Consider the following 25,310-nt stretch of genomic DNA (forward strand, 5'->3'; position numbering starts at 1 on the left):
GACTGAAAGAAGCTTAAGTATAGAAATAGTTGACAGAACTTGTCCCCAGAAAGGCAAAATAGAGTCGAATCCCGAATCCCGAATCCCGAATCCCGAATCCCGAATCCCGAATCCCGAATCCCGAATCCCGAATCCCGAATCCCGAATCCCGAATCCCGAATCCCGAATTTATTTCTTCTGCATCTCTTTCCACCATGATTCGTCAGCCACAATTTGGCCTTCGTCATCAAGTTGTGGATATTCTAGCCCTTTGCGTTTCGCTACCTTTGCTAAGACCGGGTGTCCTCGTTCAAACAGAATGCGGTTGATGGTCTCTTTTGGCAGAGCACTTTCTTCACGTTCGTACATCCCAGCGGCTTCACGCTGACGCTGCGCTTCATAAAGAATCACAGCACTGGCGACTGAGACATTCAAAGACTGCACCATACCGATCATTGGGATAATGATGTCTTGGTCCGCGAGTTTCTTCGCTTGCTCTGAAGCACCAATTTTTTCGCTACCAAGAATGATCGCCGTTGGCTTGGTGTAGTCTATTTCTCGAAAGTCGACCGCGGTGTCCGAAAGGTTGGTGACCAGAACTTGCATGCCTTGCACTTTGAGCTCGGTAATCGCAGTTTCAATCGAATCGTGAGTATCCACTTCAACCCAGTTACGAGCACCTGCTGAGGTGTGAGTCAGTGTGCGCATTTTGTCGGGCCAAATCGCATGAACTTTGTGTAAGCCTGTTGCGTCTGCTGTGCGGATCACGGCAGAAACGTTGTTCGGCTTATGGACTTCTTCAAGACATAGAGTGAGGTCGGTTTGGCGTGCTTTTAGCACCTGATGAATGCGGTTGTAACGTTCTAAATTCATAATAAATAGGGATATAAAAAAATCGCCACCCAGAGTGTGGGTGGCGATAGAGTTTAGTTCTTTCTTCGTCTGACTCGAGTCGCCTGTGGCATGGTCTTAATCTTACGCATGATGCCAGCAAGGTGAACACGATCTTTGGTGGTTAGCAGAACGGTAACGGTGTACAAGCGACCGTCGCGTTCTTCAGTTGAAAGACCGTGAATGTTCGAACCGGTTTTCGAAATCACATTGGTCAATTCCGCTAACGCACCTTGGTTGTTGAGCATATCGACTTTCAGTTCAGCAATGAACTCTTTGTCGTACTCTTCAGACCAAGCGACTGCCATGTATTTGTCTGGTTCTTTCTGGTATCCGCGAACGTTTGGACACGTTTCACGGTGTACCACAAGACCACGACCTGGTGATACGTGAGCAATGATGTGGTCATCCGGTATAGGGTGACAACAATTAGCGAAAGTCAGTAGCAGACCTTCTGCACCACGGATTGGCAGCTTCTTGTTAGATTCGTTTGGAATCGAGCTTGTGGTGGTTAATTCATCAGTGTCACCCAATAAGCGACGTGCGATGACGATACTCATCAATTCACCCAATCCAATGGCTGCTAGCAGATCATCGACGCTTTCTAGGCGCAGATCTGTCAGCACTTCTTGGATGTTTTCTGGGTAGATTGAATCAATCGAATGACGACCTAAAGCGTGATTCAGTAGACGACGACCTAAGGTAATCGACTCTTCACGACGCATGGTCTTCAATACTTGACGAATCTTAGTACGAGCGCGAGAAGTCACGACATAGTTTAACCAAGCCGCGTTTGGACGCGCACCTGGTGCACTGATGATTTCTACTGTCTGACCGTTCTTCAGTGCCTTACTTAGTGGGTAGGGGTTACGGTCAACGCGAGCACCAACACAAGAGTTACCGACATCAGTATGTACGGCATAAGCAAAGTCGACAGCCGTTGCGCCTAATGGCAATTCAACGATACGACCTTTTGGTGTGAAGACGTAAATCTCATCTGGGAAAAGATCCGATTTTACGTTTTCAATGAATTCGAATGAGTTACCAGCGCTTTGTTGTAGCTCAAGCAGGCTTTGCATCCAACGCTGAGCTTTCACTTGCGCTGTTGTGCCAGACTTGTCGCCCTTGTCTTTGTATGACCAGTGTGCAGCGACACCTTTGTCCGCCATTTGATCCATATCTTCGGTACGGATCTGAACTTCAACTGGTACGCCATGAGGGCCAACCATAGAAGTATGCAGCGATTGGTAGCCGTTCGCTTTCGGTACCGCAATGTAATCTTTCATGCGACCAGGACGGGGCTTATACAAGCTGTGCACTTGGCCTAGAACGCGATAACAAGTATCGGCAGTATCAACAACCACTCGGAAAGCGTAGATATCCATGATGGTGTGGAAACGCTGTTCTTTGGTTTTCATCTTGTTGTAGATGGAGAACAGGTTTTTTTCACGACCTAACACGCGCGCATTCAAGCCAACATCTTCGAGTCGACCTTCAATTTCGCTGTGAATACGTTGGATCATCTCTTTACGATTACCACGCGCCGCTCTTACCACTTCTTTTAGAACGCGGTAGCGGTTCGGGTAAAGCGCTTCGAAGCCAAGCTCCTCAAGCTCCGTTTTGATATTGTGAATACCAAGACGGTGAGCCAGTGGCGCATAGATTTCCAGGGTTTCGCGAGCAATACGGCGTTTTTTGTCGGGGCGCAGGGCACCTAACGTGCGCATGTTGTGCGTACGGTCAGCCAGTTTGATCAGGATAACGCGGATGTCTTGCACCATCGCCAGAACCATCTTACGGAAGTTCTCGGCTTGAGCCTCTTTCCTATCGCGGAATTTGAGTTTGTCCAGTTTAGATACACCATCAACCAGCTCAGCGACGGTATTGCCGAATTTCTCTTCGAGATCTTCTTTTGTAACGTCACAGTCTTCGATGACGTCATGCAGCAAAGCAGCTTGGAGGGTTTCGATATCGAGGCGCATTTCGGCCAAGATTCGAGCCACAGCGACTGGGTGGATGATGTATGGTTCACCGCTTGAGCGGGTTTGCCCTTCATGGGCATCTCTTGCTACCACATAAGATTGACGCAGAGCCTCAATTTGAGGCTCTGTTAGGTATTCTTGGGCAACGTCTTTGAGGCTATCGAATAGATACAAATTATAGGCCCGGGAGGTTGTTGAATTCTAAAGTCAGAATTAACGGTTGTGAGCGATGCTGCTTACTGCCGCTAGCTCTGCCGCTTCTTGCTCTTGCTGTTCTTGACGTTCACGAGCGTCTAGAACTTCTTTAGTAATTAAACCTTCTTCGATTTCGCGTAGAGCGATAACCGTTGGCTTATCGTTCTCTTCTGGCACTAGTGCATCTTTACCGCCAGTTTGCATTTGACGAGCGCGGCGAGCCGCAATCAGTACTAGGTCGAAACGGTTGCCAACTTTTTCAACAGCGTCTTGAACAGTTACGCGTGCCATGAGGACTCCAAATAGTTAACTAAATTTTGAATGACGAGAAAGTATACAGTCTCAGCGTAATATTTACTAGCGATAAGACGTGCAACAACAATGACTTTCTATATAAGCAATATAAGCTTCCTTACCGTAATAAAGAAGCGAAAATTTGTGTTTCAGTGCAGAATTACTCTGCTAGAAGCGCGTCAAGCATACCTTTATATTTAGCAGCTTGCTTTTCTTCCTTCAATCTTTCCGCACGTAGGATGGCTTTAAAGTCCATTAATGCAGTATCGAAATCGTCGTTTACTATCACATAATCGTACTCGTTGTAGTGTGAGATTTCAGATTTTGCTTCTGCCATGCGTTTTGCGATCACTTCTTCGCTGTCTTGACCACGAGTGTTTAGACGGCGTTCTAACTCACCATTTGATGGCGGCAAGATAAAGATGCTTTTCGCTTCTGACATTTGCTCACGGATTTGACGTGCGCCTTGCCAGTCGATATCTAGGAAAACGTCGATGCCTTTGTTTAGCGTTTCTTCAATCCATACGCGTGATGTACCGTAGTAGTTACCAAACACTTCTGCGTATTCTAGAAAGTCGCCTTGTGCAATCAGAGCTTCAAACTCTTCTTTTGCAACGAAATGGTAGTGGATACCGTTTTCTTCGCCAGGGCGCATGCCACGAGTAGTATGAGACACAGACACTTTCATTGCATATGTTGGGTTACGCTCCAACATTGCTGAGATCAAGCTAGATTTACCTGCGCCGCTAGGTGCAGATACGATATAGAGAGTACCTTTGCCCATTGTACTGTTCCACTTTTGGTTGGATTGAGTGAATGCCGAAAGAAGTCTCGACCTTGTTGTCATGCCAATGACGTTTATTCACGAGATTGGTATAACGATAGCACTGGCGTTGATGATTTCCTCATCAAACTGCTTGAGATTGGTGATAAACCCGCCAGAAAAATGGAGGCGAAGAGTATCATGATCTCCCTGAGGTTGCTAGCCGATCTTTTGGATCTTTGAGGTGTGGTATGAATTCGCCTTCTTTATACAGACATGAAAAAAGGGGAAGCTTTCACTTCCCCAGGCGTGCGACTGACTCACACTTAATTTTCGGAGCAACCACAACCACTTTGGTTACTACTTTGCAGATGTTGGTTTCCTGTTAGCCTTGGGACTCTAGGAAGTTGATCCAAGGGCTCGCGACAGGCTTCATGTCAGGCGATTGCGCTGCACTCTTCATTGCTTTTAGTGCATTACTTGGCTGATTTAATTCGAAGTACGCCATACCTCGAATGTAGTTCAGTTCACCTTTATCATCACGCTTGGCGTCTGGCGCAGCATTCTTGGCAAACTTGGTTGCTGCAGAGTACTGCTTATCTAAGATCATCAAACGAGCAATCTTGATCTGCGTTTTTGCTTTTGGCGCTAACTTATAAGCCGCAACATAGGTTTCAATCGACTTATCGAGCTCCTGTGCTTGCTGCCAGAAAGAAGCCAGCTTCTCCAAGTTTTTAGCATTACGCGTGATCTTACCTTCATCCATCGACACTTGCATTGTCTTGGCTGCACGGAAAGGTACACCTTGATAAGCTTGGAAGTTCACTAAACGTAAGTACTCTTTTTCTTCCTCTAGAAGGCCTAATTTATGAGCCATCTCCAAAGTAGAAAGTGCATTTCGTTCTTGATTTAACTCCATATAAATACCAGACAATTGAGTCCAGTAGCGCTTATTTTTTGGATACTTGGTGGTTAAAATTTTCAGTACGCCAGCAACACTTTTGAATTGCTTAAGTTCATAGTGCGCGGACATCAGCAATTGATACCAAGACTCACTTGGGTTCTTACTCATTGCGATTGCTTTTTTGGTCGGCGGAATCGCATTTTTGTAATCAGATAACTGAACATAAGCACTCGCTAATGTTATGTATGCGTGTGCTTGTGGCTTTTCTTCCGTCGTTTCAGCAATCTTGAACCATTCCTTCATCGTAACAACAGACTTTTTAAACTGGCCTTCTGCTAGATAAAGCTGAGCTAAGCTATAACGTACTTGTTGTGCTACTGGTACCGGTAGAGCGTCTAAACTCAAAGCTTGAGCAAAGTACTTCGCGGCCTTGGGGTAGTCGTCCTTTAATGAATATAGGAACCCCATTTGTTGTAGCAAAACGGCTTTGTCATATTGCTTCTTGCCAGAGCTTTCCAGCGCTGAGTTAATCTTTGAAATCGCTTTAGAGTAATTTTCTTCGGCGATAAGTTCTTGAACTTTATTTACCGTTCGAAACGTTCTGTCAGACAACTCTGGTGTTTTTGCTAGGGCAGGTGCGCTGTACGCACCTGCAATAACCAATAGAGAAGCTAACAATTTTGTATATGTTTTCATGTTGCAACTCCTTAGTTTGTAGAGAACTCAATTTCTTGCGATAAGCGTGAAGTAACCGGCTTTCCATCAACCATTTTTGGTTTAAAGGTCCACTTTGATACGGTTTTTCTTGCTGCTTTACCCAAGCCTAACTTACGTGGAGTTTCTTTTAAGACTTTGACATCTTGAACACTGCCACGCTCGTTAACAGTAAACTCTACTAAAACGATACCTTTCTCAATCCCTGCTCGTGCCGCTTTACGTGGCATTTGAGGCTGGAATGTTGCAAGAGGAACAGGGCCTCCGCTTCCAGCCAGTTGAGCACCACCACCTTGCGAGTAGTGACCGAGTACGGAACCACCTGTAACATTGACTGGTAAGTCAAGTTTTGGCATGTCCATCGGGATTTGATCCATCACCGGCTTGACCGTCGCTGTCACCTTCATTTCAGGTGGTGGCGGTGGGCGTTTCGGTGGTGGTGGTTTCGGGAGTTCGCGCTTTTTCTCCTGTATTTTTTCGTCCGGTTTAATGCGAATGAATTCAACCATACGGAGATCATCATTCGACACTAGCTCGTGGCGCTCTTTGTTTACTAGCTTGTCCATCCCCCAGAACAATCCGAGGGAGACAATGAGCGCCAGTGCAATTGAGGCCAGATACCGCATAGGCTTAATCCTTATTGGTTGCGGCAATGGAGATGCTTTCTACACCTGCCATCTTAATCTGGTCCATAACCTTCACGACTACACCAGCGTTAGCTTCAGTATCCGCTTGGATAACAACCGCACCGTCTGGGCTTTCTGCACGTAGACGTTCGATGTTGGCACGTACGGCATCTACTTCAATGCGACGTTTATCAACCCAAACATCACCCGCAGCGCCGATGGCAACCATGATGTTACCTTTCTTCACGGTTTGCGCTGAGCTTGCCGTAGGGCGATTTACTTCTAGACCGGCTTCTTTAACGAACGATGTTGTTACGATAAAGAAGATCAACATGATGAAGACGATGTCGAGCATCGGTGTCATATCGATAGCAGCTTCATCACTGCTGTCATTGCTATAGCGTCTCTTCATGACCTATACCTCTAATTCCGTTTACTCAGGCAATATGCTTTAGCTTGTCTTCAAGCTTCTGCGTGGTGACTTTGGCTAAATGATCAAGACGAGTACTAAAGAACAGTCCTGATAGAGATGCCACCATTCCCGCTAATGTTGGGATTGTTGCCTTTGAGATCCCCGAGGCCATTGCTCGAGGGCTTCCTGTACCTGTAACCGCTAAGATATCGAATACTTGAATCATGCCGACAACGGTGCCGAGCAAGCCAAGTAGGGGACAAAGTGCAATCAATACTTTAACGATTGGTAGTCCCTTTTTATTCTCAATATCCTGACGAGAAACGATTTCTTGTCGGATCATCTTAGCGTTCCAGCTTTTATGTTCTGAGCGCTCTTCCCAAAAGCTAACGGCTTTTTTCATTGCTTTTGGAGCGACGGCAGCGAAGTAAAACCAACGTTCTAGCAATACTGCCCACAACATGAAGCTGAGGATAAAGATGACGACAAGCACGTCGCCACCCATTCCCAAGAAGCGCCTAATTGATTCAAGTTCTCCAACTAACCACCACATAACGCCTCCTTAGCTTTCGGCTTTATGCAGTTTTTCCTGATAGCGAGCGATGAAGCCTGCACTCTGTTCTTCAAGAGTTTGAACCAAACGACGACCTTTACTGTGTACTATTGTGTACAGGAACAGTAGAGGAATTGCGACAACCAGACCAAGCATCGTAGTAACAAGTGCTTCTGAGATACCGCCAGCCATTAGCTTCGGATCACCTGTACCAAATAGTGTGATGGCTTGGAACGTACCGATCATACCCATAACTGTACCTAGTAGACCTAGAAGTGGTGCTACAGAAGCGAACAGTTTGATTGAGCTGATAAAGCGTTCAATGCTCGGTGCGTTACGTAGGATGATTTCGTCCAGTTTCGCTTCAAGATCTTCAAGGTTGTCACCTTTGTGTTCTTGGTAAGCTTGGATAACTTCACCTAGAGGGTTGCCAGGGATAACAGTGTCGGATTTCGCTTGTTTGCGCATTTTGCCACCGATAACCAATAGGCGTAGGTAACAAACGAGAGCGATAAGTGCACCGATAGCACCCATGCCTAGGATTACGTAGCCAACAATACCACCTTGGTCAATACGTTCCTGAACAGTAGGGCTTTGCACAAGTAGAGACAGAATCACACCACGAGATGGGTCGATAAACAGTGGTTCGTATGTGCCGTCTGCTGCTTCAAAACCACCAACTAGGCCAGTAATGTTTTTGCTTGGTTGACGTGATAGCTCTTCGAACTTACCAGTTTGAGGTACGTAAGTTACGTATTTGCCATCTGCGATTGCGTTAAACTCACCCACTAGGGTTACGTCACGTACCGCTTCTTTACCTTCACCGTATACAACGGTTGCTTCAGCTGTTGTGGTATCACCTGATGCAACTACCTGTTGTAGGATGGTGTGCCAAAACGCCTCAAGTTCTTGCGTTGATGGCAGTTCTTTACTTTCTGCTAGTTTAGACAGCAGAGCGTCACGCTCAGGGAAAAGAACGGCATTTTGCGAAGCGGCAAATAGACCTTTAAACTCACCAGCATACTGGCGAACCACACCAAACATCTCACCTAAAGTACCTGAACGAACGCGCAGTGTTTCAGTCAGTTCAGTTAGCTGCTTGTCGTTTTCATCAAACGTGGCTTTTAGCTCATCACCAAGTGCTTGTTGCGCTGCAAGTTCTGCACGAGCTTTTTCAAGAAGTGCTGCTTGTTGGTCACGGTTGCTTTTGAACTCAGCTTCACGAGCTTTGTTCTCTTTTGATTCAACGATACTTTCTGATTTTACGTTTTTCAGTAGCTCAGATAGGTTCTGTGGCGCTTCAGCTTGAGCACCAGAAATCATGAATAAGCTCGCTAGCAAACCAGCGGCTAGAGTTTTGAATCCTTTCATTTCTTATTCCTCCCCAGCAAATACAGGCAGTTTGATCAGCGCTGGTGGCGCTTGTTTCTTAGCGATACGAAGGCCTTGCTGTACAGCGATACGGTAGTTTTCAGGTAGTGACTCCCATTGACGGGTTTGTTGATTCCACATACCTGTTTCACCGCCATCCGGAGATTGGAATAGAAGCGCAGTACGACCAATACGTAGGAAGTCGTAAGTCACGGTCTCGCCGTTGCGCTCTAGGCTAGCTTTGTAAGATTCAATTGAGCGAGAGAAGCCTTCTTCGATTTGATACGCTTCCATCACTTTACGGAATTTTTCTGAAGTCGTTACGTCTGCACGGTCCATTAGGTCACGCAGTTCATTGACACGCTTGGTACGCTCTTCTTTTTGGAAAGGAAGGTCGAGTACGACGAATTCATCAAGTGCATCAATCATTTTCAGCGTCAAAGGTACAACCTCAGTCGCCGTTTGGTCGATTTGAGCAATCTGACTGTTCAATGAATCCAGCTCTCCCTGCTGAGATTGAACCATGCGATTGATTTGTTCGTTGTAGACTTTCATGCTGTCGATTTGGCGAAGCAAGCCTTTGTATTCAGCTAGCATGCTTTCCGCACTTTCAGCATATCCGTCGATTTTTTGTTGTGAAGCCTGAGAAGACTTCGTTGTCTTTGCTTGGTTAGCGACAACAGTACCGGAGTCTGCAGCAATAGCTGCTCCACTTACCGATAAAATTGCGGCAGTAACTGCACTTACGCCAAATTCCTTTAACGTCATAGTAGCATCCTTGTCAGTGTATAAAAGTCAGTCGAATGGGGCGCAGGAAAAGCTCCTGCGCCAAAGTTTTTAATTAAAAGTTTTGAGAGTAGTTTAAGAAGAAAACTCGGCCTTGAATACTGTATAGGTCAGAGTTGTATGTCACACCATCAGACTCAAATGCTGGATCTTCATCTGTAAGGTTACGTACACCTGCGGTCAGTTTCGCATCCCATGGTGCCATGTAGTTGTATGCTACGTTGAAAGTAGTGTAGCTAGGGATCTTGCCTGTTTTGTTGTAGTTCTTATCTACATCCTGTGCTTGAGAAGCAATGTAATCTGCAGATAGGTAAACGTCGTGATCACTTAAGACATTGAAGCCAACACCCGTTTGGAAACGGTACTCAGGAAGACCGTTACGGCCGACTTTGTTGTTTGTTGGGCCATCAACATACTCAGGGCTGCTGTAATCTAGTACGTAAGTACCAGCAAAGTCATAACGTACAGTTGCAACATCAAAGTCGTATAGGTAGTTTACTTTCAAGTCGATACCCGATGTTTCAAGGTCACCGATGTTTGATAGTGGAACTACAGCGTGCGTAATACTGCCCGCAGAGTCACGCGTAATATTCGAGTTCGGCTGACCACTGCTACGCTCTTGGTCGATCATGCTCTGTAGCGTGTTCATCACGATAGTGTCTTCAATACGGATATTGTAGTAATCCGCTGTTAACGCTAGATCTTCGATTGGCGAGTAGCTTACACCGAAGTTAAATGATGTTGATGTTTCAGCATCTAGATCTTCATTTGATGTACGCGTTGTTGTGTACTGCTTCTCAGGACAATCTGCATCAGAGATACCTTGGTCTTCACAGTAAACGTAGTCTTTTGCGTAGTCATTTGATTCGCTATCCGCACCGTAAAGGTTGCTTAGAGAAGGAGCGCGGAAGCCCATACCTGCGCCAGCTCGGAACATTAAGTTGTCGAGAGGTTGGTAACGGAATGATGCTTTTGGTGAAACAGCACTACCAAAGTCGCTGTAGTGGTCGTAGCGTAGTGCTACGTTCATTTCTAGCTCATCTGTGAATGCGATCAGAGATTCTGCAAAGAGTGCGTATGTTTGGCGGTCACCAGCAGCTGAGTTACCAGCACTACCAATGATGTTACCCGCTTCACTTTGTGAATCGTATTGGTCAAAGTAGTCATACGTTGTTGCTTCAGCACCAACGTATAGTGGAATGGTTACATCACCGATATCTGCTAGGTCGAACTGTAAACCACCATTGATCTGGTGCATTTCCATTTGTGATTCACGAGCAGTAGTCGCGGCCAGATCTTTAGTCGCGTCAGCACTAAACTCGCCATTTACGAATTGACCAGAGTTAGCCAATGCTTCTGCTGGTGAGCGTAGAACATAACCAGTACCGCGTTCATTACTGTTTGAGTAGTTAAGGTGGTAGCCTGTTTCCCAGATTACCTCACCAAATCCGTCAGTATAGAAGGAGCCGTCTAGACCCGCTTTCATATCCGCTTGGAAATCCGTAACGTTTGTGTCACGCGTACCTACGTTCGTGAAACGGTAGTAAACACTTGCAGGGCCCTTAGATGGGTCCAAGCCGTTCTCTGTAAAGAAATCAGCGCCGCCTGATGTTGTAGGATCAACTTCAAAGTAACCCGCAGCTGGGGCAAAACGACCGAAGCTTTCGTTACGGCTTAAAAGCATTTGTGCGTTAAAGGTTGTTGTATCTGATAGGAAAATATTACCATTTACAAAAACTGTATTTCGTTCAAGAGAAGCGGTTTGAGCTGCTTCTGAGGTGTAATCATAACCACACATAGGGCCAAGACCAGGGTATTCAGTAATACCCACGAAGCCTTTGGAAGAGTCACACTTCGCATCAGTTTCATAACCGTTCAGAGGCTTTAGTTTGCCATCATGATATACGTTACGGCCGTAAATACTTACGCCAGACATGTCAAAGTAGTTATCTGAGCTAGTGTTCTTTGAGCTCAAGTAGTCACGGTTTCTTTGGTAGATCTCGCCTTTGGAATCGTGTTCAAACGAGAAGTAAATATTACCTTTTTCGCCAGAAGTACCCGTTACGATAGAGAAGTTTTGTTCGTCACCGCCTTCTTGCGAAGGGATGCCGCCACCAACAGTTATGTTAATGCCGTCAAACTCGTCTTTTAGAATTACGTTCACAACACCTGCAACAGCGTCTGAACCGTATACTGCAGAACCACCATCGGCCATTACCTCTACGCGCTCAACGATAGCTGCTGGAATGACGTTCAGGTTTGCTGCGCCGCCGCCCATTGTTGCAGAACCTGGTAGACGCTTACCGTTGATTAGAACAAGTGTTCGTGAAGCACCTAGACCACGTAGTGACATGGTTGCTTGGCTCTGCCAAGAGCTACCTGAACTTTCGCTGTATGAACCGAAAGAGTTGAATGAAGATTTACGTAGTACATCAGCGATAGAGATATCACCGGCGCGCTCAATTTCTGCTCGGCCGATAACCGCTACTGGTGTGCTTCCTTCCATAGACGCTCGCGTTAGGCGCGAACCAGTAACTTTCATTTTTTGAAGTTTTTCAACTTGCTGCTCTTCTGCCTGTGCTGCTAGAGGTGCCACTGCTGCGGTTCCCAGTGCAAGGCTGATCGCAACAGATAAAGCGGTTGTGTTTTTATACATCCTTGTTGCTCCGATTATTATTATTTCCTATGTGCGGTCATATAAAGACCAATTGTGGCGTTAATATTTCGTTAGCGCTCTGGACATGTATAACCGAGATGAAAAAAGGAAGTCAAACCAGTAGCAAACAGAGATAAAGAAATGTAAAAAAGATGTAAAAAGCCAAAAGTGAAGTGAATTACAGCATATTTTACTGTGTGGTGCTTATAAACTGAGATTAAATTTTAATAAAACACCGTATTTTGTGTTTCTTGTAAAGATTAATGACTTATCTTGCCTATAGTTTTTAAGTGGGCGATTGGTACTGAAAGTTGGTGTGTATGTAGAGAATTATTCTGTTATGAGGTTTTTATGGAATGCTCTGTATGTTAACTCGATCGCATGGGGTGGTATCAGAATATGATACCCACCGTAATAAAAGGGCTCACTCGTATTTTAGGGTCAAATGGAAGTTAAGTTGTTTTGTCTATTTATTCTTCATATTTGCATGTTTATATAGGGTTTTGGCTCTAGAGTGCCTAGATTGATATTCTGTGTGAATTGGTTTTGTGGTTTTTTATAATTATTTACAAAAATATTTCTATTTTTCGACATCGGAAGAAATTTGTCATGTTTTGGATTCAAACACTTGAAGCTTACTCAGATTCAAGATAAATATGACGCTGAAATTATTGCAGTAGTGGAAAAAACTGGCTTTTGAAATTCAGGGAGTGTGTTTCAACAGCTTTAGTTACTACAGGATAGAAATGCACCATTTTGGGCCGGATTTTTCCTATCCAACCCCGCCTAATAATGGACAGTAGACAAGGAGCAAGTTGTATATGCTGTCGTACTTTTTACGCCGTTTAGCGCTGGTGATCCCAACGTTTCTCGGAATTACCATTCTTATCTTCGCGATCACTCGATTTGTTCCCGGTGGGCCAGTAGAGCGCATGCTGTCACAAATGCAAGCGCAAGGTGATGGCGCCGCTTCAATGACCTCCGCTGGTGGTAACACCGCACTTTCTGATGAGCAAATCGCAGAACTTAATGCGTTTTACGGTTTAGATAAACCAGTCATGGAAGCGTATGTTGAGTGGTTAAGTCGCTTGGTTACGCTTGATTTGGGTGAATCTACCCGATACTACGAACCGGTATCTGACATGATTGCCGAGCGTTTACCTGTATCTCTGTTTTATGGCGGAATGACCTTTTTTATCAGTTACTTTATCTCAATTCCGCTCGGCTATTATAAAGCGCTTAAACACGGCTCCGTATTTGATTCCGCTTCTTCCATTCTCATCTTTGTCGGCTACGCCTTACCGGGTTATGTGGTTGGTGTTTTGCTGATTACGCTATTTAGTTATCACCTAGAATGGTTCCCAATGGGGGGCTTTGTTGGCGATGATTTTGATGATTACGAAACCTTCTTTGAGCGCGCAAAAGACATTATGTGGCATGCGGTATTGCCTCTGATCTGTTACTTGATTGGTGACTTTGCAACGCTGACGATGACGATGAAAAACAACCTGATGGAAAACTTATCGTCAGATTACATTCGTACTGCGATTGCTAAGGGCTTACCGTTTAAGAAAGCGGTACGTAAGCACGCTTTGCGCAATAGCTTGATCCCTATCGCTTCTCACTTTGGTAACTCACTGCTGTTCTTCATGACAGGTGCATTCCTTATCGAAGTAATCTTTAACATTGATGGTATCGGTCTGCTTGGTTATGAATCCATCATGGAGCGTGACTACCCTGTAGTAATGGGCATCGTAGCTATCAACGCGGTATTACTGCTGATTGGTAATATCATTTCAGATATCTGTGTTGCTTTAGTCGACCCACGTGTGAAGTTTGGAGCGTAATATGATTAAAGTTAGCCCATTAACTCAAAAGAAAATCCGTCACTTTAAAGAAATCAAACGTGGCTACTGGTCGTTTTTGATCTTATCCACCATGTTGATCCTTTCTCTGTTTGCGGAGCTGTTGATCAACAGTAAAGCTTTAATGGTAAAGTACGATGGTAGTTACTATTTCCCAGTCGTCAGTGATGTACGTTTAGGTAGCGAGTTTGGCCAAGCTTCTTCGAGTGAAGCCGATTATCGAGAGCTGCAGAAAGTATTTGAAGCTGAAGGCGGCGATAACTTCGTGATTCTACCGATTGTTCCTTGGAACCCATACGAGCAAGACTTCAGTGGTGATTTCCCTCCAACGGCACCCGATGCTGAAAATAAACACTACCTAGGTACGGATGTAATCGGTCGTGATATTTTGGCTCGATTGGTTTACGGCTTCCGTACTGCGATGGGATTTGCGCTACTAACAATGGCAATCTCTTATGCGATTGGTACTGCCGTTGGCTGTGCTATGGGCTTCTGGGGCGGTAAGTTCGACCTGTTTGTTCAACGCTTGATCGAAGTGTGGTCTATGGTGCCGTTCTTGTACGTCATCATGATCTTGGTATCCATTGTGCAACCCACCTTTACCTTGTTCGTCGCCATTAACGTACTGTTTGGTTGGATGGGGATGACTTGGTACATGCGTACCATGACCTATAAAGAATCGGCTCGCGAATATGTGATGGCAGCGCGTGCGCTAGGAGCATCAACAGGTCGTATTTTGTTTAATCATATCCTACCAAATACCATGGTGATGATCGTGACGCTTGCGCCATTTACTATCGCGGCCAACATCACGGCACTGACCGCGCTAGATTACCTAGGCCTTGGTCTGATGCCACCAACACCAAGTTGGGGTGAACTGCTGCAGCAAGGTAAGTCAAACCTAGACTCGCCATGGATTGTGTCTTCAGTAGTGACTTCAATTGTACTGGTATTGGTGATGGTGACCTTTATCGGTGAAGCAATTCGAGCAGCTTTCGACCCGAAAAAATTCACACGCTATGTTTAAGCAAGCATTGTGAGCAAAGCATAAAAAAGGGAAGTTTTATGAAAAAATTATTTTTAGCGTCCACGCTGAGCGCCCTAAGTTTTGGTGCGATGTCAGCAACGCTTCCGGCTGACTTAAACTGGCAAACAAACTGGGATGAGCCACAATATGGCTCTCCTGAAGCAAAACGCGGTGGTACTTTCCGAGCGTATATGTCGAGCTTTCCGCAGACTTTACGCAGCGTTGGCCCTGATGCGAACTCAGGTTTGCGTTCTTATATCTTGGATGAAACACCGGGCTTGGTGGTACGTCACCCAGATACTCTAGAATTCATCCCAGAGTTAGCCAATGAGTGGGCACTAGCTGGTGATAATAAGACGGTTTACTTCAAACTAAACCCAGAAGCGAAATGGTCCGATGGCAAACCAGTCACGGCAGACGATTTTGTTTTCATGCTTAAGTTCTATCGTTCGAAAGACATTCTCGAGCCTTGGTACAACGATTACTACAACAAAACTGTCGCTGATGTGATTAAGTTTGATGATCATACGTTCGCCGTGAAGGCAGCGAAAGAACTTAATCCCGAAGAGTTGTTGTTAAGAATGGGGGCGCTGCGTCCTCGTCCTGCTCACTTCTATGCGAATCCAAAGAAAGATGAGAACGGTGATGGTATTCACGACAACTTTGTCCGCTATTACAACTTTAAGAGCGAGCCTACGACCAGTGCTTACTACCTAGACGATATCAAAAAAGGTAAAAGCGTAACCTTTAAGCACGTCGGTGAGGACTGGTGGGGTTATACCAATAAGTACTACGAGAACCGCTATAACGTAGACAAGATTCGCATCACGGTTATTCGTGATAACGATATCGCCAAGAAGCACTTCGAGAAAGGCAGTTTAGATGCGTTTGGCCTTGTGCTACCGAGTTTATGGCATGATAAGTCCAATACCGCACCTTATCAAAAAGGCTACATCCAGAAGTTTTGGGGTTACAACCAATACCCTGTTGGCGCTGGCGGCGTTTGGATGAACACTGCAATGCCACTATTGGATGATTTAAACATCCGTAAGGGTATTACATACGCGATCGATTTTGATGGCATGATCGAAAACATCATGCGTGGTGATTACAGCCGTAAACCTAACCCAACAGGCTACGGGTATGGTAAGTACACCCTGCCAGACGCGAAAGCACCAAAGTTTGATCCAGAAAAAGCGGTGGAGGCGTTTGCTGCAGCTGGTTTCGATAAGATTGGCTCCGATGGTATCCGTGTCAATGACAAAGGGCAACGCTTGAGCTTCGAGTTGACCTATGCATCGCCAGTGCAAACACCTCGTATCGCATTTGTGCGTGAGCAAGCGAAGTTGGCTGGTTTGGATATTGAACTTAAATTGATCGATGGCTCATCGATGTTCAAATACGTACGCGAGAAAAAGCACGATTTAGCGTTTTTCGATATGGGTACGTCGTCTGAGATCCCAACATACTGGGAGTACTTTCACTCAGTGAATGCCAACAAGCCACAAACTAACTCGTTCACAAACTACAGCACACCAGAGCTTGATGAGAAAATCATCGAGTACCGTTTCAATATGGACATGGATAAGAAGATCCAATTGGGTCATGAAATCCAGCGCGACATCATTGACGCGCACGTGATTGTTCCGGGTTATATGGTGCCATACGTTCGTTACGGCCATTGGAGCTGGTTGAAACTGCCTGAGAAGCCAATGAACCGAATGACAGAAGCGTTGTTCAGTGGTCGCATTATTGGCGATGGTACTTACTGGATTGATAAGGACGCTAAGAAACAAACCCAAAAGGCGATGAAGTCGGGTAAAACCTTTGAACCGGTTGTTGTCGTTGATGACACGTATAAGCTGTAAGGATGTGTTATGGAAAACGATGTAATCCTGAGTGTTAAAGACCTAGAAGTGGAATTCACTACTGATGACGGCCCAGTGAAAGTACTGCATGGCGTGAACTTTGATGTTCGCGCTGGGCGTACCCTTGGCCTAGTAGGCGAATCGGGCAGTGGTAAGAGTGTGACCTCCATGTCCATCATGGGTTTGCTGCCGAAACCTTACGGTAATATCGTCAATGGTGAGGTTGATTACCGCGGTACAAACTTGGTGACACTGCCGGCAGAAGAAATGTATGCCATGCGCGGTGATCGCATTTCAATCATCTTCCAGGATCCAATGACGGCGCTTAACCCAGTGCACTCTATTGGTCGTCAGCTTTGTGAGGTGCTAGAGCTACACCGTCCTGAGTTGGATAAGAAAGAACGTGAAGCTTACGCCATTGAAATGTTGGCGAAAGTGAAAATCCCAATGCCAGAAAAGCGCTTGAATGAGTATCCACACAATCTGTCTGGCGGCATGCGTCAGCGTGTGATGATCGCCATGGCGTTGGCGTGTAAGCCCGATATTCTGATTTGTGATGAGCCAACCACTGCACTGGATGTAACGGTACAGGCGTCTATTCTTGAACTAATGAACGAGCTGCAAGAAGAAACGGGCATGGCGATGATCTTCATTACCCACGATCTTGGTGTAGTTGCTGAAGTGTGTGATGACGTGGCGGTGATGTATGGTGGTCGTATTGTTGAAAAGGCAGAGATTTTCGAGCTATTCGATAACCCGCAACACCCATACACTGAACGTTTGATGGGCTTGATGCCAAGCTTAGATAACGAGCCTAAGCAAATGATCGACATTAAACCGATCGATGCCAGCATGTTTGCTAGCTAACTGGTGCAAAGTGAACAAGTCATAAAAGAGGATGTTATGGCCAAAGAAGTATTAAGAATTGAAAATCTTAAGCAGCACTTTGTATCTGGTAAAGGACTGTTTAAGAAAGGCTACACCATCAAAGCGGTAGATGGTGTGTCGCTATCAGTAGGTGAGGGGGAAACCCTTGGCCTAGTAGGTGAGTCTGGTTGTGGTAAGAGTACCCTTGGCCGCACGATTCTCAAGTTGTACGAGCCAACGGAAGGTAAGATTTTCTTTGAAGGTAAAGACATCACCAAGTTTTCTGTCAAAGAAATGCGTTCGTTGCGTAAAGACATGCAGATTGTCTTTCAAGACCCAATGGAATCACTCAACCAACGTCATACCATTGGCATGATTCTCGAAGAGCCGTATGTGATTCACAATATCGGTACTTCTGCAGAGCGTAAGCAATGGGTGAAAGAGCTACTGGTTAAAGTTGGCTTGCCAGAAACCGCAGTGAACCGCTATCCGCATGAGTTTTCAGGTGGTCAGCGTCAGCGTATTGGTATTGCACGTGCGATTGCACTTAAGCCTAAGTTGCTGATTTGTGATGAATCGGTGTCGGCATTGGACGTATCGGTTCAGGCGCAAATCCTAAACTTACTGCTTCAACTGCAACAAGAGATGAATTTAGCGATTATCTTTATCTCGCATGATTTGTCTGTTGTGAAGCATGTCTCTGACAAAGTGGCGGTGATGTATTTTGGCAAGGTAGTCGAAGCGGGTAACGCGAAAGAAATCTACGCGAACCCTCAAAATGACTACACCAAGAAGCTCCTCTCTGCGATCCCAATTACTCATCCGAAGTATCGCAAGAAAAAGCGCTTAGCAGAAAAAAAGCAGCAAGTGGCGTAATGCCATCCGCCGAGTAAAATCATCATCGAAATCGCTCCACTTAGTTGGAGCGTTTTTATTATGAGCGTATTTTTATAACTGGAGGGAGGATGCGTCTTCAGCTTCTTGAAAAGAGCATGCTATACTGCAAGCTTATTCCTTTGATTTGTTTGGATAGTTGACTATGCCGTCGCATTTACCTAAATCATTCAGTCGTCCATTTCTGAAGCTGTTTCACCTGCTTGAAGCCGTACTTTTGGTTGCCATCACGATGGCGACGGTGTGGGCGATGGTTGAAGAGTTTGTCCATATATATGTGCAAAAGCGCGTGTCACTCGATGACATCCTATTAATGTTCATCTATCTGGAAGTGCTGGCCATGGTCGGGCAGTTCGTGATGAACGGTAAGATACCGGTTCGATACCCGATCTACATTGCTATGATGGCGATTGCTCGTTATATCACTTTAGGTATGAAAGAGCTCGATTCAGTGATGATCGTGTGGTTATCTTTAGCGGCATTTATTCTGGCGGCTGCAACCTTGGTTATTCGAGTTGGTCACCATTATTGGCCGTATATCAATAATCAAACCGCCGAAAAAGACGAATGATGTTAAGCCTCGCTCAGTGCGAGGCTTAATTTTTTGTGTGAAGGGGAATCACATCCAAATGGCATTGGGGTAAAAAAGTGTAAAGTCATCTCAAGCCATCTTGTTTCTTGTCTAATTGATGAGTATCTTCACAATAACCTTTTTACCTGTTCTGATGAGATATTGTGATGTTGGCGAAAAGCATATCGACAATTTATTTTCTGTTGAGTTTCTTGATTGCATTTGCGCTTTCAAGCGGTATCGCTCGTGCAGAAATACCATCAACAGTGAGCCACATCACGACGGCTGAGTCTCTGCATATTAGCTACTGTGATTTAACCTTTGGCTCAGCTAAACAGGACGAACCGGGTTGTTGTGAACCTGGCGGAACATGCTTTGAAAAGCAGTGTTGCTCCCATGGCCACGCATCGGGTACGGCTGTTGTTGAAACTCAGCCAAGATCTTATGAGGCTCCATTCCGAGATGAAATAGCGGTAAGTGAAGCCGCCCTCTACACCAGTGCAGACATGCACTCTCACTATCGTCCTCCGATAGCTTAATTCCTATCTCGCAGCGTATCGCTGCCAACAATGTTACTGCACGAATTGCCGTGTGAATTTGTTATGCGTGTGAATAGCTCTCTATTTGCACCATCCTGTGATGGGAATGAAAAATGAAAACTAATCTAATTGCTCGTAACGAGCACCTTGCTGCGCACCTGCCAAACCTTGTTATCAACCGGAAAGCGGGAGGTCGCTATGACGCATAAGCATTTACCAATCATCTTGTTTGTGTCTGTTTGTTTAATTTGGGGTACCACGTGGTTTGCGATGGAAGTGGCGGTGCAAACTATTCCGCCCATTTTTGCTACCGGACTGCGCTTTTTGATCGCAGCGCCGCTATTAATCATGTTGGCAAAACACCTCAATCAGCCCTTGTTCTTTCCTAAGGGAAAAGTATTTTGGATGTTCGTGGTCGCGATTTTCTATTTCGCGATTCCATTTACCTTGATGATTTTTGGCGAACAGTACATTTCATCAGGTCTTGCTTCGATCATCTTCGCCAATATGCCGATAGCAGTGATGGTGACATCGAGCTTGTTCCTTGGGCTTAGGTTACGGAAATCGCAAGTTGCTGGTCTTTTGGTGGCGGTTCTGAGCTTAATTCTGATTCTGGCTAAAGAGATGAGTTTAGGTGGCGACGATTATCTACTGGGCTTTCTCGCTTTAGGTGGGGCGGTCGCGATTCATTCGGTGATGTATGTGTTTGTCGAAAAGTTCTGTAAGGGCATTCCAGTACTGACTTACAACGCCTTTCCTAGCTTTGTCGCTTCCGTATTGTTGTTTATCACCTCACTGCTTGTTGAACGGCCAGACATTTCTCAGTTCTCAATAGATTCGATTACCGCGGTGATTTACCTTGGTATGTTTGCCAGCGTAGGTGGCATTGTGGCGTACTTTAAACTTGGACAGGTGTCGACGCCATTTACTGCCTCGATCTGTTTTCTGTTTTTCCCGTTGATTGCGCTTAGCCTTTCAACATGGATTGCGGGTAACAGTTTGTCGTTGGTTTCTGTTGCCCTGCTGCTGCCATTACTCGGGGGTATTTTTGTAACGAAAGCCGAGCCTGCTTTCTGGCAGCGCTTTCGCCTTAAATCTGCAGAGCCAAAGCCGGTGCTATGTGAGCATTGTATGAAGAATCTCAATGCCTAACACAGACTAAAGGTCATTAAAAAAGCCCTGCAATGCAGGGCTTTAGAAGATAAATCGAAAGGTCTGTTATTCGATGTTCTGGATCTGTTCACGCATTTGCTCAATCAGAACTTTCAGTTCAACACCTGATGCGGTGATGTCTGTGCTGATAGATTTTGACGCTAGCGTGTTCGACTCACGGTTGAACTCTTGCATCATGAAATCTAGACGACGGCCAACTGCGCCACCTTTCTTCAGGATGTTTGTGGTTTCTTTCACGTGAGAATCAAGACGATCTAGCTCTTCTGCTACGTCTGATTTCTGTGCCAGAAGGATAAGTTCTTGCTCAACGCGAGATGGGTCTAGCTCTACTTTCGCATCTTCAAACTTCGAGAACAGGCGCTCACGTTGCCACTCTAGGATTTCTGGCATGCGTGCGCGTACTTTCACAACTTCTGATGTGATCGCTTCTAGGCGTTGCTCGATAAGCGCTTTCATGTTGTCGCCTTCACGGCCACGCGCGTCGATGAACTCGCTGATTGCTTCGTCAAAAGCAGCAAGCAGTTCTTTGTTTACCTCATCCATGTTCTGCTCTGGCGTTTCCATCACACCTGGCCATTGCATTACTTGGAATGGGTTGATGCGGCTTAGCTCACCAGTCATGTGCATCACTTGCTCAGCGGCTTTGATCACTTGGTTCGCAAGTGCTTCATTGATGCTTAGCTCCGCTTTTGCTGCTGGGTTCGCTTCAAAACGCAGGCTACATTCTACTTTGCCGCGTGCTAGGCGCTTACGAAAACGCTCACGCAGTACTGGCTCAAGAGCACGGAACTGCTCTGGCATACGGAAGTAAGTTTCTAGGTAGCGTTGGTTTACACTGCGGATTTCCCACACTGCGCTGCCCCAATCGCCTTTCACTTCTTTACGCGCGTACGCTGTCATACTGTAAATCATTGAATTTTCCTGTCTTCTAATTTGCTGAAAATTACCCCGCAATAGTAGCACAGCCAAATGGCAGTGGCTTTGCTATTCTGAGTCGAGATTGTCCAGATAGCTTTATTTAATCGATTCCGTTATAATCTGCGCCCAACCAAATCGTCTTCTCCTCATTACTTAAGGTAGATGCCCATGCGTCCAAACGATCGCAAGGCGGACCAAGTTCGCCCAATCAAAATTACTCGTAACTACACAGCTTACGCTGAAGGCTCAGTGTTAGTTGAATTTGGTAACACCAAAGTGTTGTGTAATGCGACCGTTGAAGAATCTGTGCCTCGTTGGCTAAAAGGTCAAGGTAAAGGCTGGGTAACGGCTGAATACGGTATGCTACCTCGTGCAACTCACTCGCGTACGCGTCGTGAAGCTGCGAACGGTAAGCAAGGCGGTCGTACTATGGAAATCCAACGCTTGATCGCACGTAGCCTACGCGCTGTGGTTGATCTACAAGCGATGGGTGAGTTCATGATCACAGTTGACTGTGATGTTATCCAAGCAGACGGCGGCACTCGCACTGCATCTATCAGCGGCGCAAGCGTTGCAATGGCAGATGCGTTCCAACACCTAGTGGATAGCGGCAAGCTAAAAGCAAACCCAATGAAAGGCCACGTAGCGGCAGTTTCAGTTGGTTTGCTAGGTGATGATGTTCTGTGTGACCTTGAGTACGTTGAAGATTCAGCGGCAGACACAGACATGAACGTTGTAATGACAGAAGAAGGCAAGATGATTGAAATTCAGGGCACCGCAGAGGGTGAACCGTTCAGTCACGAGCAGCTGATGGCACTGTTAGAGTCGGCGAAAGTCGGCATTACAGAAATTGTCGCAGCGCAGAAGGCGGCGTTAGCCAATTGATTTTGATAGCTCCCATTATGGGGGCTATTTTTTTATCTCCGTCGTATATGAATCTACAGCGTTGTTCGCTTCATTTTTCTACCCTAATCACATAGAAAACTATGCTCATAGGGATAGAAAAACTTGCTGCCTAGCTGTAAATCCATCTACTTAGGAGATAACGCATTAGTGTTTATTAACTGCTTGGGAATATGGATACCAAGCCTGCATTTAGAGAGAAAATAATGAAAGCATACCAGCGTGAATTTATTGAGTTTGCACTTGAGAAAGAAGTTCTTAAGTTTGGTGAGTTTACTTTGAAATCTGGCCGTAAAAGCCCGTACTTCTTTAACGCTGGTCTTTTCAATACTGGTCGTGACCTAGCGCGTCTTGGTCGTTTTTACGCAGCAGCGCTTGCGGATTCAGGCATTGAGTTTGATGTACTGTTTGGCCCTGCGTACAAAGGTATCCCAATCGCGACGACAACAGCAGTAGCGCTAGCGGATCACCACGACATCGACACGCCTTACTGCTTCAACCGTAAAGAAGCAAAAGGCCACGGCGAAGGCGGTAACCTTGTAGGCTCGGCGCTTGAAGGTCGTATCATGCTAGTAGATGACGTAATCACAGCAGGTACCGCGATTCGCGAATCAATGGAAATCATCCAAGCAAACGGTGCGGACCTAGCAGGTGTGTTAGTTGCGATTGACCGCCAAGAAAAAGGCAAAGGTGAGCTATCTGCGATTCAAGAAGTGGAGCGTGATTTCGGTTGTGCAATCATCTCAATCGTTAGCCTGACAGACCTTGTGACTTTCCTTGAAGAGAAAGGTACAGACAAAGAGCACCTAGAAGCAGTAAAAGCGTACCGCGCGGAATACGGCATTTAATTGTTCTTTCATCATTAAAGAAAAAGGGGCTGGTGGATATCCATCAGCCCCTTTCTTTTATCTTTATCACTTACTTGTAGCGAATGCCTTTTGGCGCAGTTTCATCAGCCATGGTCTTGTAGCGTTTGTGCAGCCACATCCACTGCTCTGGTGCGCGCAGAATCACTTCTTCCACAAAGGTGTTCATGTAAGCCGCTGCTGCAACTTCGTCTTTTTTCGGATAGTCAGCTTCAATACACTTATCAGCGATGATTTCATACTTGCCATCTTCATTACGGAAGCCAGAGCCCGGAATAATCGAGCACTTAGACGTGTAAGCCAGAATGCTGGTGCCTGTCGTGGTACAAGCGTCTTCAACTGCGAAGAAAGGCACGAATACTGACTTGTTACGACCGTAATCGTGGTCCGGTAAGTAGAACAAACGCTCACCGCTACGTAAAACGCGAATCATATGTTTAACGTCTTTACGATCAATCAGCTTGTTGCCGTTGTGTGTGCGACCCCAGTACTGAATGAAGTTGTACGCAGGGTTGTTGTGCGGACGAAATGCGCCGTAACCCGCCACGCCAAGCACTGCAAAGGCACGCGCCGTGATTTCAAGATTGAGTGCGTGCACGCAGCACAACAGTACGCCTTTGCCTTCTGCATTTTTCTCACGCAGAGCGCCTAGGTTTTTTTCGACAATCAGAGTTTTGAAACGCCATGTTGGCCAGAACCAAGTGATGCCGGTTTCGATCAGCGCCATACCGGTGTTTTTGAAGTTCTCTTCAACGATATGTTGGATCTCTTCAGGCGTTTTATCTGGGAAAGCCAACTCAAGGTTACGTGTCGCAACATGGACACGACCTTTGCCGTAACGCATACCAAGGTGACCAAGTGTGCGACCTAACGATAGGAGCATGCGGTATGGAAGGATATTGACCACGATAGCCAAAAAGCCAAAGCCGAGCCAAACGCCCCAGTTACGGGGGTGGAGAAGGGAAAGAGAAAACTCCGGCTTAGTGAATTTGTCTTTACTCATAATCTCTACTTAATTTGTGCGCTAAGAAGTGCCCAATACTCGTCAAAGTTCGCCGTTGGTTGGTATTTGAAATCACTACGAACAAAGCGGTTCAAGCTGCCTTCAACTTGTCCTAGGATTTGAGCCGCCAAAATGCGCTCTTCCACTGGGAACGATTTGCCTTCACGGATCTTACGTTCACGAAGGATCTGACGAAGTTGCGTTTCGATACGTTCAAACAGTTGGTTGATGCGATCGCGTAGGCGCTCATTTTCAAACATTAGAGCATGGCCAGAAAGAATGCGTGTCAAACCCGGGTTACGTTCTGAGAATGCCAGAATAAGGTGCATTACCATACGAATGCGCTCCAGCGTGTCTTTCTCATCATCCAAAATACGGTTGATGCGTGTCATGAGTGCTTCTTCGATGAACTCAATCAAGCCTTCAAACATGCGAGCTTTACTTGGGAAGTGGCGGTAAAGTGCCGCTTCTGAAACACCGACCTGTTTCGCCAATTTTGCCGTAGTAATGCGTGAAGCACCTTCTGTAGATTCAAGCATCTGCGCGAGAGCTTGCAAGATTTCTTCACGACGATTGGTTTTTTTACTGCCGGCCATTTAGTTACTTCCTTTCAAAATACAAAGTTGAGCGGAGGGGATTATAAGACGCTCTTTGGCATCAAACTAGACCAGTGAGGAGGTAATGGGAGCT

At 45.8% G+C, this 25,310-nt stretch carries 24 protein-coding genes; 10 read left to right on the top strand and 14 right to left on the bottom strand.

Going from position 1 to position 25,310, the window contains the following annotated elements; genetic code table 11:
* Positions 1–168: 168 nt before the first annotated feature.
* The 11 genes from trmH to KIV40_RS02015 all read right to left on the bottom strand — a co-directional run bounded on the left by trmH (position 169) and on the right by KIV40_RS02015 (position 12,126).
* The gene (trmH, locus tag KIV40_RS01965) at positions 169–852 is read right to left on the bottom strand and encodes a tRNA (guanosine(18)-2'-O)-methyltransferase TrmH (RefSeq protein WP_285347841.1); all 684 of its coding nucleotides are present in this window, start codon (positions 850–852) and stop codon (positions 169–171) included.
* A gap of 53 nt (positions 853–905) precedes the next feature.
* Positions 906–3,026 carry a bifunctional GTP diphosphokinase/guanosine-3',5'-bis pyrophosphate 3'-pyrophosphohydrolase gene (spoT, locus tag KIV40_RS01970; protein WP_005434453.1) on the bottom strand — a complete coding sequence of 707 codons (2,121 nt, stop codon included), beginning with the start codon at positions 3,024–3,026 and terminating at the stop codon, positions 906–908.
* A 39-nt stretch (positions 3,027–3,065) separates the two neighbouring features.
* A complete protein-coding gene (rpoZ, locus tag KIV40_RS01975; protein WP_005379346.1) occupies positions 3,066–3,338 on the bottom strand; it encodes a DNA-directed RNA polymerase subunit omega in 273 nt (90 codons plus the stop codon).
* Between the two features lie 163 nt (positions 3,339–3,501).
* The gene (gene gmk, locus KIV40_RS01980) at positions 3,502–4,125 is read right to left on the bottom strand and encodes a guanylate kinase (RefSeq protein ID WP_005430186.1); all 624 of its coding nucleotides are present in this window, start codon (positions 4,123–4,125) and stop codon (positions 3,502–3,504) included.
* Positions 4,126–4,489: 364 nt separating this feature from the next.
* Positions 4,490–5,704, bottom strand: a complete 1,215-nt coding sequence (locus KIV40_RS01985; protein ID WP_103413690.1) for a lipopolysaccharide assembly protein LapB — start codon at positions 5,702–5,704, stop codon at positions 4,490–4,492.
* An 11-nt stretch (positions 5,705–5,715) separates the two neighbouring features.
* A complete protein-coding gene (locus KIV40_RS01990; RefSeq protein ID WP_005529132.1) occupies positions 5,716–6,348 on the bottom strand; it encodes an energy transducer TonB in 633 nt (210 codons plus the stop codon).
* Between the two features lie 4 nt (positions 6,349–6,352).
* Complete coding sequence (locus KIV40_RS01995) at positions 6,353–6,760, bottom strand: biopolymer transporter ExbD (protein WP_005430119.1); 408 nt, start codon at positions 6,758–6,760, stop codon at positions 6,353–6,355.
* A gap of 25 nt (positions 6,761–6,785) precedes the next feature.
* Positions 6,786–7,313, bottom strand: a complete 528-nt coding sequence (locus KIV40_RS02000; protein ID WP_005430146.1) for a MotA/TolQ/ExbB proton channel family protein — start codon at positions 7,311–7,313, stop codon at positions 6,786–6,788.
* Positions 7,314–7,322: 9 nt separating this feature from the next.
* Positions 7,323–8,684: a MotA/TolQ/ExbB proton channel family protein gene (locus tag KIV40_RS02005; RefSeq protein WP_285347842.1), complete on the bottom strand. Its 1,362-nt coding sequence runs from the start codon at positions 8,682–8,684 to the stop codon at positions 7,323–7,325.
* Between the two features lie 3 nt (positions 8,685–8,687).
* Positions 8,688–9,452: a DUF3450 domain-containing protein gene (locus tag KIV40_RS02010; RefSeq protein ID WP_045368222.1), complete on the bottom strand. Its 765-nt coding sequence runs from the start codon at positions 9,450–9,452 to the stop codon at positions 8,688–8,690.
* A gap of 73 nt (positions 9,453–9,525) precedes the next feature.
* Entirely contained in the window at positions 9,526–12,126 is a 2,601-nt protein-coding gene (locus KIV40_RS02015; RefSeq protein WP_285347843.1) for a TonB-dependent receptor, read from the bottom strand.
* An 821-nt stretch (positions 12,127–12,947) separates the two neighbouring features.
* Here KIV40_RS02015 and KIV40_RS02020 point away from each other — a divergent pair.
* The 8 genes from KIV40_RS02020 (at position 12,948) to KIV40_RS02055 (ending at position 20,909) form a co-directional block, all read left to right on the top strand.
* Positions 12,948–13,973, top strand: coding sequence for an ABC transporter permease subunit (locus KIV40_RS02020; protein ID WP_005430070.1), 1,026 nt, complete (start codon positions 12,948–12,950; stop codon positions 13,971–13,973).
* Position 13,974: 1 nt separating this feature from the next.
* The gene (locus KIV40_RS02025; protein WP_005430115.1) at positions 13,975–15,018 is read left to right on the top strand and encodes an ABC transporter permease; all 1,044 of its coding nucleotides are present in this window, start codon (positions 13,975–13,977) and stop codon (positions 15,016–15,018) included.
* 38 nt (positions 15,019–15,056) lie between these two features.
* Entirely contained in the window at positions 15,057–16,886 is a 1,830-nt protein-coding gene (locus KIV40_RS02030) for an extracellular solute-binding protein (protein ID WP_285347844.1), read from the top strand.
* A 9-nt stretch (positions 16,887–16,895) separates the two neighbouring features.
* A complete protein-coding gene (locus KIV40_RS02035; RefSeq protein WP_005430191.1) occupies positions 16,896–17,753 on the top strand; it encodes an ABC transporter ATP-binding protein in 858 nt (285 codons plus the stop codon).
* A gap of 36 nt (positions 17,754–17,789) precedes the next feature.
* Positions 17,790–18,629, top strand: a complete 840-nt coding sequence (locus KIV40_RS02040; protein ID WP_005529144.1) for an ABC transporter ATP-binding protein — start codon at positions 17,790–17,792, stop codon at positions 18,627–18,629.
* A 163-nt stretch (positions 18,630–18,792) separates the two neighbouring features.
* On the top strand, positions 18,793–19,218 hold the full coding sequence (locus tag KIV40_RS02045) for a phosphate-starvation-inducible protein PsiE (protein WP_012126806.1): 426 nt from the start codon (positions 18,793–18,795) through the stop codon (positions 19,216–19,218).
* A gap of 167 nt (positions 19,219–19,385) precedes the next feature.
* Positions 19,386–19,757: a hypothetical protein gene (locus tag KIV40_RS02050; protein WP_285347845.1), complete on the top strand. Its 372-nt coding sequence runs from the start codon at positions 19,386–19,388 to the stop codon at positions 19,755–19,757.
* Between the two features lie 198 nt (positions 19,758–19,955).
* Positions 19,956–20,909 (top strand): DMT family transporter, encoded by a 954-nt coding sequence (locus tag KIV40_RS02055; protein WP_012126808.1) that lies wholly within the window; start codon positions 19,956–19,958, stop codon positions 20,907–20,909.
* Positions 20,910–20,975: 66 nt separating this feature from the next.
* On the opposite strand, the gene KIV40_RS02060 is transcribed toward KIV40_RS02055, so the two are convergent.
* Positions 20,976–21,842, bottom strand: a complete 867-nt coding sequence (locus KIV40_RS02060; protein WP_005535311.1) for a YicC/YloC family endoribonuclease — start codon at positions 21,840–21,842, stop codon at positions 20,976–20,978.
* A gap of 174 nt (positions 21,843–22,016) precedes the next feature.
* Here KIV40_RS02060 and rph point away from each other — a divergent pair, with 174 nt between their 5' ends.
* Together rph and pyrE are read left to right on the top strand one after the other, a co-directional pair.
* Positions 22,017–22,733 (top strand): ribonuclease PH, encoded by a 717-nt coding sequence (gene rph, locus KIV40_RS02065; RefSeq protein WP_005430192.1) that lies wholly within the window; start codon positions 22,017–22,019, stop codon positions 22,731–22,733.
* A gap of 224 nt (positions 22,734–22,957) precedes the next feature.
* Positions 22,958–23,599 (top strand): orotate phosphoribosyltransferase, encoded by a 642-nt coding sequence (pyrE, locus tag KIV40_RS02070; protein WP_041853424.1) that lies wholly within the window; start codon positions 22,958–22,960, stop codon positions 23,597–23,599.
* A 70-nt stretch (positions 23,600–23,669) separates the two neighbouring features.
* Here the strand turns inward: pyrE and KIV40_RS02075 are convergent, their stop codons facing one another.
* Positions 23,670–24,620 carry a Kdo(2)-lipid IV(A) acyltransferase gene (locus KIV40_RS02075; protein WP_010650196.1) on the bottom strand — a complete coding sequence of 317 codons (951 nt, stop codon included), beginning with the start codon at positions 24,618–24,620 and terminating at the stop codon, positions 23,670–23,672.
* 5 nt (positions 24,621–24,625) lie between these two features.
* Positions 24,626–25,216, bottom strand: a complete 591-nt coding sequence (gene slmA, locus KIV40_RS02080; protein ID WP_012126810.1) for a nucleoid occlusion factor SlmA — start codon at positions 25,214–25,216, stop codon at positions 24,626–24,628.
* Between the last annotated feature and the right edge of the window lie 94 nt (positions 25,217–25,310).

This window comes from Vibrio sp. D173a (genome assembly GCF_030248475.1).

Coding starts and splice junctions, on each gene's coding strand:
- trmH (WP_285347841.1), bottom strand. CDS start 852: ATGAATTTAGAACGTTACAACCGCATTCATCAGGTGCTAAAAGCACGC.
- rpoZ (WP_005379346.1), bottom strand. CDS start 3,338: ATGGCACGCGTAACTGTTCAAGACGCTGTTGAAAAAGTTGGCAACCGT.
- gmk (WP_005430186.1), bottom strand. CDS start 4,125: ATGGGCAAAGGTACTCTCTATATCGTATCTGCACCTAGCGGCGCAGGT.
- KIV40_RS01985 (WP_103413690.1), bottom strand. CDS start 5,704: ATGAAAACATATACAAAATTGTTAGCTTCTCTATTGGTTATTGCAGGT.
- KIV40_RS01990 (WP_005529132.1), bottom strand. CDS start 6,348: ATGCGGTATCTGGCCTCAATTGCACTGGCGCTCATTGTCTCCCTCGGA.
- KIV40_RS01995 (WP_005430119.1), bottom strand. CDS start 6,760: ATGAAGAGACGCTATAGCAATGACAGCAGTGATGAAGCTGCTATCGAT.
- KIV40_RS02000 (WP_005430146.1), bottom strand. CDS start 7,313: ATGTGGTGGTTAGTTGGAGAACTTGAATCAATTAGGCGCTTCTTGGGA.
- KIV40_RS02005 (WP_285347842.1), bottom strand. CDS start 8,684: ATGAAAGGATTCAAAACTCTAGCCGCTGGTTTGCTAGCGAGCTTATTC.
- KIV40_RS02010 (WP_045368222.1), bottom strand. CDS start 9,452: ATGACGTTAAAGGAATTTGGCGTAAGTGCAGTTACTGCCGCAATTTTA.
- KIV40_RS02015 (WP_285347843.1), bottom strand. CDS start 12,126: ATGTATAAAAACACAACCGCTTTATCTGTTGCGATCAGCCTTGCACTG.
- KIV40_RS02020 (WP_005430070.1), top strand. CDS start 12,948: ATGCTGTCGTACTTTTTACGCCGTTTAGCGCTGGTGATCCCAACGTTT.
- KIV40_RS02025 (WP_005430115.1), top strand. CDS start 13,975: ATGATTAAAGTTAGCCCATTAACTCAAAAGAAAATCCGTCACTTTAAA.
- KIV40_RS02030 (WP_285347844.1), top strand. CDS start 15,057: ATGAAAAAATTATTTTTAGCGTCCACGCTGAGCGCCCTAAGTTTTGGT.
- KIV40_RS02035 (WP_005430191.1), top strand. CDS start 16,896: ATGGAAAACGATGTAATCCTGAGTGTTAAAGACCTAGAAGTGGAATTC.
- KIV40_RS02040 (WP_005529144.1), top strand. CDS start 17,790: ATGGCCAAAGAAGTATTAAGAATTGAAAATCTTAAGCAGCACTTTGTA.
- KIV40_RS02045 (WP_012126806.1), top strand. CDS start 18,793: ATGCCGTCGCATTTACCTAAATCATTCAGTCGTCCATTTCTGAAGCTG.
- KIV40_RS02050 (WP_285347845.1), top strand. CDS start 19,386: ATGTTGGCGAAAAGCATATCGACAATTTATTTTCTGTTGAGTTTCTTG.
- KIV40_RS02055 (WP_012126808.1), top strand. CDS start 19,956: ATGACGCATAAGCATTTACCAATCATCTTGTTTGTGTCTGTTTGTTTA.
- KIV40_RS02060 (WP_005535311.1), bottom strand. CDS start 21,842: ATGATTTACAGTATGACAGCGTACGCGCGTAAAGAAGTGAAAGGCGAT.
- rph (WP_005430192.1), top strand. CDS start 22,017: ATGCGTCCAAACGATCGCAAGGCGGACCAAGTTCGCCCAATCAAAATT.
- pyrE (WP_041853424.1), top strand. CDS start 22,958: ATGAAAGCATACCAGCGTGAATTTATTGAGTTTGCACTTGAGAAAGAA.
- KIV40_RS02075 (WP_010650196.1), bottom strand. CDS start 24,620: ATGAGTAAAGACAAATTCACTAAGCCGGAGTTTTCTCTTTCCCTTCTC.
- slmA (WP_012126810.1), bottom strand. CDS start 25,216: ATGGCCGGCAGTAAAAAAACCAATCGTCGTGAAGAAATCTTGCAAGCT.